Annotated in this window: 8 protein-coding genes and 1 pseudogene; 5 read left to right on the forward strand and 4 right to left on the reverse strand. The window is 66.3% G+C overall.

The window, feature by feature from the left end:
- Positions 1–2: 2 nt before the first annotated feature.
- Complete coding sequence (locus tag JQX13_RS32660; protein ID WP_203403385.1) at positions 3–1,256, forward strand: MFS transporter; 1,254 nt, start codon at positions 3–5, stop codon at positions 1,254–1,256.
- Positions 1,257–1,275: 19 nt separating this feature from the next.
- Here JQX13_RS32660 and JQX13_RS32665 read toward each other — a convergent pair whose 3' ends face one another.
- Positions 1,276–2,211, reverse strand: coding sequence for a PPC domain-containing protein (locus tag JQX13_RS32665; protein WP_203403386.1), 936 nt, complete (start codon positions 2,209–2,211; stop codon positions 1,276–1,278).
- Between the two features lie 148 nt (positions 2,212–2,359).
- Positions 2,360–4,213: a PA14 domain-containing protein gene (locus JQX13_RS32670; RefSeq protein ID WP_203403387.1), complete on the reverse strand. Its 1,854-nt coding sequence runs from the start codon at positions 4,211–4,213 to the stop codon at positions 2,360–2,362.
- 239 nt (positions 4,214–4,452) lie between these two features.
- Between JQX13_RS32670 and JQX13_RS32675 the strand changes: the two genes are divergently transcribed.
- On the forward strand, positions 4,453–5,913 hold the full coding sequence (locus JQX13_RS32675) for an endo alpha-1,4 polygalactosaminidase (protein WP_239013996.1): 1,461 nt from the start codon (positions 4,453–4,455) through the stop codon (positions 5,911–5,913).
- A gap of 12 nt (positions 5,914–5,925) precedes the next feature.
- The gene (locus JQX13_RS32680) at positions 5,926–6,417 is read left to right on the forward strand and encodes a GNAT family N-acetyltransferase (protein ID WP_203403389.1); all 492 of its coding nucleotides are present in this window, start codon (positions 5,926–5,928) and stop codon (positions 6,415–6,417) included.
- Between the two features lie 182 nt (positions 6,418–6,599).
- On the opposite strand, the gene JQX13_RS32685 is transcribed toward JQX13_RS32680, so the two are convergent.
- Positions 6,600–7,055 carry a PadR family transcriptional regulator gene (locus JQX13_RS32685; RefSeq protein ID WP_203403390.1) on the reverse strand — a complete coding sequence of 152 codons (456 nt, stop codon included), beginning with the start codon at positions 7,053–7,055 and terminating at the stop codon, positions 6,600–6,602.
- Positions 7,056–7,471: 416 nt separating this feature from the next.
- On the opposite strand from JQX13_RS32685, the pseudogene sitA5 reads away from it, so the two are divergent.
- Positions 7,472–9,153: pseudogene (sitA5, locus tag JQX13_RS55610) on the forward strand (SitA5 family polymorphic toxin).
- Between the two features lie 11 nt (positions 9,154–9,164).
- Positions 9,165–9,797: a pentapeptide repeat-containing protein gene (locus JQX13_RS32695; protein ID WP_203403391.1), complete on the forward strand. Its 633-nt coding sequence runs from the start codon at positions 9,165–9,167 to the stop codon at positions 9,795–9,797.
- Between the two features lie 13 nt (positions 9,798–9,810).
- On the opposite strand, the gene JQX13_RS32700 is transcribed toward JQX13_RS32695, so the two are convergent.
- Positions 9,811–11,181, reverse strand: a complete 1,371-nt coding sequence (locus tag JQX13_RS32700) for a cation:proton antiporter (RefSeq protein ID WP_203403392.1) — start codon at positions 11,179–11,181, stop codon at positions 9,811–9,813.
- Between the last annotated feature and the right edge of the window lie 60 nt (positions 11,182–11,241).

Consider the following 11,241-nt stretch of genomic DNA (forward strand, 5'->3'; position numbering starts at 1 on the left):
CCATGAGTGATCCGCTTGCCCCCGCGCAAGTCCTGGCGGCGCCCCGTCCGCGTCCGGCGCTCCTCGCGCTCGCGTACCTGGCGTTCGTGAGCCTGGGATTGCCGGACGCCGTGCTCGGTATCGCCTGGCCCTCCATCCGCGGCGCCTTCGCCCTGCCACAGGCGGCGCTGGGCGCCGTGCTGGCCACGTCCGCCGCCGCGTACTTCCTCTCGGGCCTGCGCGCGGGGCAGCTCATCCGCTCCCTGGGCATTGGCACCCTCCTCACCGTGAGCACCGGGTTCGTCACCCTGGGCATCGCCGGCTTCTCGCTGGCGCCAGCCTTCCCCTGGTTCCTGCTCTCGGCCTGCTTCATCGGCGTGGGTTCGGGAGGGATCGACGCCGGACTCAACACCTACGCGGCCCGTCACTTCGGCGCGCGCCACATGACGTGGCTGCATGCCGCCTATAGCACCGGGGCCGCGCTCGGGCCGGTGCTCCTGACCGCGATCCTCGCGCGCGGAGGAGGGTGGCGGGCTGGCTACGTCACGATCGGCGTGGTGCTGGGCCTCCTCGCGGTGAGCTTCGCCGTGATGCGCGGGCAGTGGAACGGCGAGCGGGCGCGTCCGGGAACGGGCGAGACCCGGGAGGCCTCGGGTCCGGGCGCCGGAGACGGGGTGACGCCCGCGCTCTCCACGGGGGCCACGCTCCGCCGCCCACGGGTCTGGATGCAGATCTTCCTCTTCTTCTTCTACAGCGGCGTCGAGGTCACGGCCGGCCAGTGGAGCTACACCGTCCTCACCGAGGGCCGGGGGATCGACACCACGGTGGCCGGGACGTGGGTGAGTCTGTACTGGGGGAGTCTCCTGGCCGGGCGCGTGCTGCTCGGCTTCATCGTCGAGCGGGTGGGCTCCGTCCGGTTGCTGCGGCTGTGCTCCGGGACGGCCGTCCTGGGCGCGATCCTCTTCGCCATTCCGGCGGTGCCAGCGGCCATCGGGCTGGCGGTGATCGGTTTCTCGCTTGCGCCCATCTTCCCGGGCCTCATGTCCGAGACACCCCGGCGGATAGGCGTGGAAGCCGCGGCGCACGCGGTCGGCTTCCAGGTGAGCGCGGCGACCCTGGGCGTCGCGACCCTGCCCAGTGCCGCCGGTCTGCTCAGTGAGCGGTTCGGCCTGGGGGCCGTTGCCCCCATGATCGCCGCCTGCGCGGTGCTGTTCACCGTGCTCCACGAGGCGCTCGTCGCGGTGGCCGACCGGGGCACTACCGCTCCGTCACGGTAGGGGCGGGCATCACCGCTCTTCAAATCTCGTGAGCGGTCTGCTCGTAGACGATGACCTTGCCCGAGCGCGGGAAGAGGATGATGTGCAGGGTGCGCCAGTTGTCCCCGTTGGGTCCCGTCGAGAATTCGCGGAAGTAACGCTTCACCTGCACGTTCTCCCCGCTCTGGCCATAGGTGGCCAGGATGTCCGCGTGGAGCGGCTGATAGACCGAGTACATGCTCGACTTGAACTGCTCGTAGGTGAGCACCACCGGTGCGGTATCCGAGCGGTAGCCCTCGTAGAGCCCCTGGGCCAGGACTGCTTCAGCGGCCCGATCCAGGGAGGGCTCGGTTGCGTAGGGCCAGGCGAAGTCCAGCCGGCGCAAGTAGGAGTAGATGTTCTCGTACGCGGAGTTGGCCGCATCCAGCCTGGCCTGGAGCTGGGGGGTGATGCGCTGCTCCTCCAATGAGAGTGCATACCCGGAGGGGGTCGGATAGGCCTGCGACAAGCACGCGCCGCCCACGCAGTCCACCTGCAGCCGGTACTGCTTGCCCGCCGCGTTCCCCCAGCCCACCACGACCAGGTACTCGCCCCCCTTCGTCAGCGACACCACGTTGACCTTGCTCAGCTCGCCGTAGCCCGAGTCGTCGTCCTGGGCCTCCACGGCGGAGCCATGGCTGCCAGTGGCATCCCTCGGGCCATAGAGGAACAGCCCCGTGTCCAGGTACATGGAGCTCCCCAGGTGGGTGAGCTCCAGCTTGAGCTGAGAGCCCGCGGGAACCTGGAGCGTGTAGGCATCGTAGCCTGGGGTCAGGCTACAATCCGACTGCACCGAGCCCCCCACTGCCACGGGCCGGGTGTAGGGGAAGCGGGTGCCCATGTTTCCGCTGGCCGGCGTCGTCGGTGGATTCACCCAGGCGCTCAGCAGGGGCAACGGCAGCATCCACAGCAACGCCTTCATCACATTCCGACGCATCGTCTCGGCCTCAGGTCAGGAGGACGGCGGCCGGAGGCTTTCCCGCCCGGCCACCGCCCTGGGTTGTGAAGAATTCCTGTGCCATCAAGAAGCGAGGAATTCAAGCAACAGTTGAATAAATCAGGAGCCTTGTACTCCAGGCCCGTGCCTACGGGGCAGGGTACAGCTGGAGTTGCGGCACCACCTGTTTGGCGCTCTGGCCGGGTGGCAGCCATTCCAGGCGGGCACTGGCGTCGCCACCGTGCTCGTAATACTCGACGCGGATGGGATACTTCTGACCGGCGTTGAGTTGCACCGTCGCGCTCCAGGCCGTGGCGCTCTGGTTGAGCCACTTGTCGATGAGAGGGGTCTTCAGGTCGCCGACGAAGAGCCGCACGCCATCATCGGTGGTGGTCGTGAAGGTATAGGTGCCGGAGCTCACGGCCTGGACGTAACCACTCCAGACGACGCTGAAGTTGTCCGACGGGACACCCGTCATGGGGGCCCCGGTCCTCCAGTTGAAATCCACGGTGGGGTCCACCCGCGTGCCCACCAGGTAATTGGAGTTGTTGCCCGAGTAGTACTGCGCCGTGAGTCCGGTGCCGCTCGGCCTGGGCGTCAGCTTGATCACCGACACCCGATCCGTGAGGTTGAGGGAGAGCTGGTTGTTCGTGATCGCCACGGACGAGGAGGTCATGTTCCCCTGATCATCCAGCGTGTAGAGCGTGGCGGAGCCGATGGACGCCGGCACGGAGAGCGTGACCGCCTGGCTCGGCACGGCGATCATCGCGTTCTTCGCCACGTCCCAGGAAGACTTCTCCACCCAGGCGTTCAAGTAGAAGTCGCCGTTGCTCTTCTGGAGGAGCACGGACTGCACGTCGGCGATGTTTCCCGTCAGGGAGTAGTCGAGCGAGCCGGGAGTGAAATTCACGCCCGGTTCCTTCAACAGGTTCAACAGGTTCTTGATGGCCTTGTACCCTGGCTTCTCCGTCAGGTCATGCCGGAGCATGCCGAAGTTGTCTTCGTCGCGATAGGGGTTGTCGGCGTCGTCCACGAAGTCATACACGAAGGCCAGATGGGTTCCGCCCAGGTAGTGCCGGAAGTACCAGCGCGGCAGGTAGCGGCCGTGAATGACTTCTGGATAATGGAGCGCGTCGATGGAGCCGTCCTCCTTGACGTTGAGGAGCGTGGCGGTATCGCCAAACCCTTCCGTCGTGGCCATGGGTTTGCCCGGAGCGGTGACCTGGGCCATGTTGGTGAGCACGTACCCGTAGCTTCCATAATTGTACCCATTCAGCCAGTTGCCCCAGCCCTTCGTCCAGGGATGGCGTCCGGCCATGTACCAATGGGTGCAGCCGTAATCCAGATAGGCCCCCAGGTCACCCACGGCCAGGTACGCGCCCTGGTCCTTGAACGAGGGGCCAATCAGAGGCAGGTGGGCGGTGGCCGGATCCGCCTTCAACGCCTTCCACGTGTCACGCGTCGCTGCCTGGACATAGGCCGGCCAGTAGCGGGAGGAGGCGGGATTGGTGGAAAGGGCGGTCGTATCGGAGGCATACCACCGGAGGTTCGCGTAGAAGCGGTCGACCTCGTTGTTCATCTCCACCGCGCGCACGTTGTTCACCCCCAGCCGGTTCTTGAGGAAGTCCACGACCGGCATGTTGGTGTATTGGGGATCGGACGTTCCCCAGTAGCTCGCGTTGGGCTTCGTTCCCTGCTCGGGCATGAGCAGCCAGGTGATCTTGATGCCCTTGCTGGCCAACTCCTGGAGCCGGCTGACCACGGCGCTCTTGGTGCTGGCCTCGCGGATGTTGCGGATGCCGGACGCCAGGAGCTTGTCTCGCACCGCGGGGTATTGATCGTATGGAACCCCGCCCCCCAGTTTGACCACGACGCCCGTCATGTCCACGAAGCTATCGGAGGTGCGGGCCTGGGTGGGGGCCGCATGGACGGCCGAGGCGGGAAGGCCAACCGCGATCCACGCGGCCACGAGCAGCCGGTACTTCAAACCTTGTTCATTCATCCGAGACATCGAGCGCTCCCAGGGGGGGATGGGATGGGGACACCAGAAAGGTACTGCACGGACATTGTCTGCCCTGCCGCTGCATTGTTTCCACCTCAACCATGTTTTTATCGCGAATCCAGAATGTCGAGACAGGTGGGGTATCCGATTCTGAGAAAACGGTTCTTTCCTGGAGTGCGTGGACCTTTGCGGAGAGTCCTCATACGGTGCGCCGCGCTTCCTTTCGAATGAGGTCAATCGTGAGACATCTCCTCGCCCGGTGGTCGCTGGCCCTGTTCGCGGTACTCACCGCCTGTCATGAGTTCCCCGAGGCGGAGGAGGGGCTCGGCGAGCCGGCCGCGACCGCGCTCGTCAACGCGCAGACGCTGACGTGCTCCACGCTCCAGGTGCTGCGTGGCTCCATCGGGTCGGGGCAGGGCGTCCAGGCGCTCTCGAGCCAGACCCTCTCCGGCACGGAGGACCGCTGGGCGGAGTACGTGGAGTTCGCTCCCAATAGCTCGGCGACGTGCTCCTATGGTCTGCCACAAGGCGTGAGCGCTTCGTCCGTTCAGGATGCGGAGGTAGGCATCAACTACCGCGGCCCTCTGCGTTCGGAGATGCGCTGGCTCTTCGAGGCCTGGGATTACGAGGCCGGTCTCTGGGTGGTGGTGGGTGACAACACCTTCGCCCGTTCCTGGGCGTGGACGTCCGCGTCACTCCAGCTCCCCGCTCCGGTCGGGCGCTTCGTGAGTGGTGGCCCCTTCAAGCTGCGCTACAGGACCGAGTCCTCGGCGGATGCCTCCCTGCTCGATCTGCTGGTCGTGCGTGTTCAGCTGGCGGGTACGGACGCGGGCAGCCCCACGACCGATGGTGGAACGACCGATGGCGGAACCACCCCGGCCCCCGTGCCCTGGACGGGCGTCAGTAGCTTCACCTACCAGCTGACCGAGTATGCCAATGGCCGGCTGGATCAGATCGCCGGCTCCAGGTTCGACCTGGCCGTCATCGAGCTGTCTCGTGATGGCGCGAGCGACTACTTCCAGAGCGACGAGCTCGCGGCGGTGAAGGCCACCGGAAAGCAGGTGCTCGCCTATTTCGAGATTGGCGCCATCGAGGAGTACCGCCCCGAGTGGAGCCAGGTCCCCGCAGACCTGAAGCTTGGCGCGGTGGACGGTTGGCCGGACGAGCAGTACGTGAAGTACTGGGACGAGCGCTGGTGGCCCATCGTCCAGGGCCGCATCGACCGGGCCCTCGCCGCTGGCTTCGATGGCTGCTACCTCGACATGGTGGTGACCTATGAGGAGATTCCCGCCAACGCCGCGGGCACCAACCGGGACGACCTGGCGCGCAAGATGGTGGCGCTCCTCACACGCATCAGCCAGTACGCGAAATCCAAGAACCCGTCCTTCCGCGTCATGCCGCAGAACTCCCCGGAGCTCGTCGACTACGCGGGTTACCTCCAGGCCATCGATGGGCTGGCCATGGAGGACATGTACTGGTCGGACGACGTGGCGTGCGGCGAGGACTGGTGTGAGGAGAACCGCCGCAACGCCTCGCGCGTGCGTGCCGCGGGCAAGCTCGTCCTCTCGGTCGATTATGCGGTGCAGTCCGCGCACATCGCCGATGCCTACACCCGCTCCCGTGCCGCCGGCTTCGTTCCCTATGTCACCGTGCGCGCGCTCGATAGGGTGACCGTGAACGCTGGCTGGGACCCGCGGTAGGCTCCGGGAACCATGGAGCTTCTGACCGGACGTCTCGTCCTGCGTGACTTCCTGCCAGGGGATTGGCCTGCCGTGTTCGCCTACCAATCCCTTCCGGCCTATCTCGAGCACCATGGTCAGCCAGCCCCGTCGAGCGACGACGTTCGTCTCTTCGTGGAGATGCTCCATGGCTGGGCCCAGGAGGTCCCTCGGACGAAATACCAGCTCGCCATCACCCTGGGCGGAGCCGTCATTGGCACGTGCGGGGTGCGCAAGGAAACGCCGGAAGGGGAGGAGGCGGAGTGGGGCTGTGAGTTGGCCCCGGCGTACTGGGGCCACGGATACGCCCGGGAGGCGTCCCGGGCCATCCTCACCTTCGGTTTCGAAACCCTGCGGCTCCGGCGCATCTGGGCGCGAACGTCGCCCGCGAATGACCGGGCCATGCGGCTCGCCGAGGGCCTTGGCTTCCGTCGGCTCTCGCCAGGGCTCTACGAGGCGACCGGTCAACGCTCCCGGGGCGTGTAGGGGCTGAAGAAGTCGGCGCCGGCCCACTTCGGCGTTGCATGCCGAGTGCTCGGCACCACTCCGCGATAGCTCGAGGCCTGGTTCGGATCACCCTACTGCTCAGGTCGAACCGCCCAGGCCAGACCGTCCGGTCTCCCACCGACATCGATACGGCCGGTGACTTCCCCACGGACCCTGGCTGTCTATGCGCGGAGCCGCTCGATCTTCTGCGCGGCCTCGTCGATCAGGGCCGCCACTTCGAGGACGATCTTCTTGTCGGCGTCGGCCGACAGCGTGTCGAACAGCACGCTCTTCAGGTTGTGCATGGCGCGCCGGACCGGGGCCGCGTCGGTCCGCTCGCGCATCTCCGCGGCGGCTCCGAGCCGCTGGAGCAAGGCCTCCACGACCTTCGCGTTCTCGTCGAGAAGCGCCTGGCCTTGCGGTGTGATGGAGAAGAGCTTGCGCTGGTTGTCGGTATCCGGCTCGCCGACCAGGCCCATGTCCTGGAGCAGGGTGAGCGTCGGATAGACCACCCCTGGGCTGGGTACATACTCGCCGCGGCTGAGCCCTTCGATCGCGCGGATCAGGTCGTACCCGTGGCGGGGCTCCTGGGCGATGAGGTGGAGCAGGACGAGGCGCAGCTCGCCGCCCTCGAACATCCGGTGGCGTCCGCCATGTCCATGCCGCCCCCTGTGATCCTCCCGCCCGCCCTGCCAGTGCTCCGACTCGTCCCGCCTTCTTCCGTGTCTGCCCCGCATGATGTGCCCTCTCCGAGAAGTGAGCGAGGTCGGCGAACCCCGAGGCGTGTGCGGCGCTCGTCGCGAGGCGCGCCAGCGCCGCCACGGCGAAGAGGAGCCGGCGTCACAGTTGGAAGGTGCCGAACAGCGCCTGCGGGTGTGCCTCTGAGAGGCCGGTGTTCGCATAGAAGGAGCGGGATGCGGAGTCGAAGGCCCAGCGCTGCGACCTCTGCTGTGTCCTCCCACCCTCGGCCAACCCGGTGGCTTGACGGGTGTACCCGCATTTCCGTTTGATTCCGGATGTACGGCTTTGGTCACGTCTCCTCCGGATGTACCCTGTGTCCACCCGTCTTCCTGGCGCTCGCCCTAAGGGCGCGCATCTGAGCCCCTGCTTTGGTGCCTGGGCCCTCATCGTTCTTTTCCAGTTCGCGTGTGCCACGGGCACCCCACACGGCAGCCTCCTCGTCGGCTACCGCTGCAACTCGCTCACGCTCCCGGCGGTCACCAAGGTGCGTGTGGCCGCCAAGGCGGGGCCCGGGCTCGAGTCCGCCACCGTGTATGTGGTGGACTTCATGGAGCCCGGCAACGTCGCTACCTGGTTGGTGCCCATCCCCAGGGCCGAGTTTCAGCAAGCTTTCCAGCGGCTCGCTCGCGGCGTGCGGCTGAAGCGGAAGTCGCCACGTGAGGCCGCCCACGAGCTGCCGAGTCTCGTGGCGACGAAGCCGGGCGACCCATGGGTCGCCATGACGGGTTACTGGGAGGTGGAGCACCACCATCGCTCGGCCCCCACCTGGGTACCCCTGCGTCAGGACGGCCCGGTTGCGCTCATTCCCGAGGCCGAAGCAGCCCTCAAACGGAAGTACCTGAAGTGGTGTGAATACCAGGGGGGCGGCGACTGCCTCGGCCTGCTGGACGATGAGCCCTACTTGCGCGCCGATGACCGGCGGGCGTTTGCCCTGGCCCTGGCCTTCGGCAGGGTCCTTGAGGAGACGCGCGATGCGCTGAAGGCCGAACTACTGGACGTGCGGATGATTGTGTCCATGATCGTCTGGACGGTGGCCCTCTACTGCATGATGTGGGTGGTGCCCGAGCCCACGACCAAGGCCCTTGCCGCCAGCATGACCCTTCTCCTGGTGGGCTACCTGGGTCTCAACACGGTGTACGAGCTGATGGACGGGTGGACCCGCATGGCCGACACGGCGCACCACGCCACCACCTTCGAGGAACTGCGCACGGCGGGAGAGGAATTCGGCAAGGTGCTGGGCGAGGACGCCGCCCGGGCCATGATTCTCGCCGTGGCCTCTCTCAGCGGGCACGCGCTGGGGCAGGTGCTGCCACGGGTGAAGTCGCTTCCGCGCTTCAACCTCGCCGGGAAGCAGTTCGAGGCGCAGGGCGGCGCCGCTGTCCTGAGACGCCTGGAGGTGACGGAGGCGGCGCTCGCGACGGAGGGGGCCCTGGCCAAAGCGGTGGTGGCGGCGGAAACAGTGGCCACCTCGCCGCAGGGCCCCATGGCCGTGGTGATGCTCAAGAAGGGGACGGGCAGTGGGCCGGGTCAGGCTCCAGGGGGCCGCTCCGCCGAAACCGTCATCCGCCACCGGGGCGGCAACCGGCAGGTGGAGTTGAGCGACGGCCAGCGCTGGCACCTGCCGCGCGGCAAATCGGCTGCGGACATTCCCGCCGAGGACAAGGTGGGCGACATGCTCCAGGAGGCTGTCTCCAAGGCCGCGAACGAGTGGGGACCCCACAGGCTCACGCCGAACGAAAAAGACGCCATGGAGCAGGCCTTGAAGAAGGGCGAGTACTGGTTGGCGCGACTGTTGGAGCGTGAGGCCGGGGGCGCTTCGTCCATGCCAGGTTGAAACAACAATTCGACGGACCTCTTCAGTTCAAGCCCCAGGGCGTCGACGTGATTGACCCCAAGACGGGCCGCCAGTACGAGATTCTCGCCGGAACAGAGTCGAACATGGCCCGCCATGGCCGCCGCATGGCGGGCGAGTTCTTCCGGATGATCACCTTCTGAAAGGGGCGGCCATGGGGTGGCTGGAGAACGTCATCTTCAAGAACCAGGAGATTGCCAACGAGCGGCTGGAACTGACGGACAAAAATTCCCTCTACTTCCTCAGCACGGGCTTGACGCTGCGCAAATGCACCGTCGTCCTGAAGGTTCCCTCCAGTCGTCTGGTCATCAAGCAGGCCACGTTCATTGACTGCACCTTCGAGGTGAAGCAGGAGTCGAAGAACTACCAGCAGTGGATAAGTGCCTCCCTCAAGGGATGTCGGTTCAAGGGTCGCTTCTCGGGGTGCGACTTCGGCCACTGGCCCGAGTACGGCAGTGACCCCTGGTTTCAATTCGGCTCCATCGAGGACTGCGACTTCACTGAGGCCCGGCTGGCAGGGTGTCGGTTTCACGGCTGCGACATCAACACCCTGCGCTTCCCCAAGTGGCCCTGCTTTACCTTCCTGGACCCCATTGGCCGAGCCCCCGAACTACGCAGCGTCAAATGGCCGGGAAGCTTTGGCGATGTCGTCGTGGACAACCTGCATACCCACCCGACGTCCACCAGGGCCTTGACCTATTACGCTCCCTCCGCTGCCGAGCGCTTCGAGACAAGCCCCGAGGAACTCCGAGCCGTCATCGAGAAGTTCGACTGCATCGTCTACTGACCAGGAGCGGTCCTCATGAGGGAGCCGTGCGGCCCACCTCCGAGCCACCTTCCAGCTCCGCGCTGCTCTGGGGATCGCGTTCCTCCCCGCGCAACAACCAGCGGATGAGCGGGGTCGCCATGAACGTGGAGAGGATCGCCATGATCACGAGCATCGTGAACATGCTCCTGGGGAGCACGCCGAGGTCGTAACCGACATTGAGCACGACCAACTCCATCAGGGCCCGCGTGTTCATGCAGACACCGATGACCATCGCGGAGCGGTGGTCCTCGCCGACGAGGCGCGCGCCCCCGTAGGCTCCACCGAACTTCGAGATGAACGCCACCGCCACCACGAGGAGGCACGCGATCGCCTCGCTCGCATTGGAGAGCGTGCCGATGCTCGTGCGCAGACCGGTGTACGTGAAGAAGAGCGGGAGGAAGAACGTGTTCACCAGCGGGGAGATACGTGTCTTCCACTCCTCCACGAAGGACCGGTTGTCGTGCAGCGACACGCCCATCACGAAGCCTCCGATGATGGCGAACACGCCGATGTAGGACGTGACGAAGGCGGACGCGAAGATCGCGAGCAGCAGCAGGGCCGCGGTGCCCGTCTGGAGCCCGCCGTGGCGGCGGAGGTTGTTGTCCACGAAGCGCTTGAGGAGCGGCCTCGCCACGAGGAACACGAAGGCGGTGTAGGCGGCGAGGGCCACCAACCGCCAGACGAGCTTCGACGGCGCGAACTGGTTCTGCACGATGAGCGTCACCACCCCGAGGAGCAACCACCCGGCGATGTCGTCGATGGCCGCCGCGCCGATCGTCAGAGCCGCGATACGCGTGTGGGCGAGCCGGAGCTCCATGAAGATCCGCCCCAGGATGGGGATCGCCGTGATGGACATGGCGATCCCGAAGAAGAGCTGGAATCCGAGCAGGGCGGGCCGGGGCTCGGGGAGCCGGGCGTGGAACCAGGGCGCGCTCAGGTACCCCATGACGAATGGGGCGAGCATCCCCGCCAGGCTCACCACGGTGATGGACTTCTTCGAGGTGCTCAGGTTGGCCTTGAACTCGAACTCGAGGCCAATCTGGAACATGAGGAGGATGAGGCCGATCTGCGAGAGCCCGATGAAGGTCTGCGAGGTGGACCCATCGAACAGGGTGTGCATCACCTCCGGCGCGAGAGCGCCCAGGAGGCTCGGGCCCAGCACGAGCCCCGCGAGGATCTCTCCCGCGACGTCCGTCTGACCGAGCTTCCTGGCCACGTACACGACGAGGCGCGTCGCCACGAGGATCGCGATGAACTGCGCCAGCAGGTGGAGCACGATCTCCTCCGCCTTGGCTCCGACCGCCGACTCGGCGCCATTCGAGGCGGCCTGGATGAGGGACATGAGCATTGGGCCCGGGTTCACAGGGAGACCTCCGCGGGCACGAAGCCCGGCTTCCTGAGCCTTCGACGTTTCATTGTGTAC

It is taken from the genome of Archangium violaceum (assembly GCF_016859125.1).
Lineage (GTDB): Bacteria > Myxococcota > Myxococcia > Myxococcales > Myxococcaceae > Archangium > Archangium violaceum_A.

Coding starts and splice junctions, on each gene's coding strand:
- JQX13_RS32695 (WP_203403391.1), top strand. CDS start 9,165: ATGGGGTGGCTGGAGAACGTCATCTTCAAGAACCAGGAGATTGCCAAC.
- JQX13_RS32685 (WP_203403390.1), bottom strand. CDS start 7,055: ATGTTCGAGGGCGGCGAGCTGCGCCTCGTCCTGCTCCACCTCATCGCC.
- JQX13_RS32665 (WP_203403386.1), bottom strand. CDS start 2,211: ATGCGTCGGAATGTGATGAAGGCGTTGCTGTGGATGCTGCCGTTGCCC.
- JQX13_RS32670 (WP_203403387.1), bottom strand. CDS start 4,213: ATGAATGAACAAGGTTTGAAGTACCGGCTGCTCGTGGCCGCGTGGATC.
- JQX13_RS32680 (WP_203403389.1), top strand. CDS start 5,926: ATGGAGCTTCTGACCGGACGTCTCGTCCTGCGTGACTTCCTGCCAGGG.
- JQX13_RS32660 (WP_203403385.1), top strand. CDS start 3: ATGAGTGATCCGCTTGCCCCCGCGCAAGTCCTGGCGGCGCCCCGTCCG.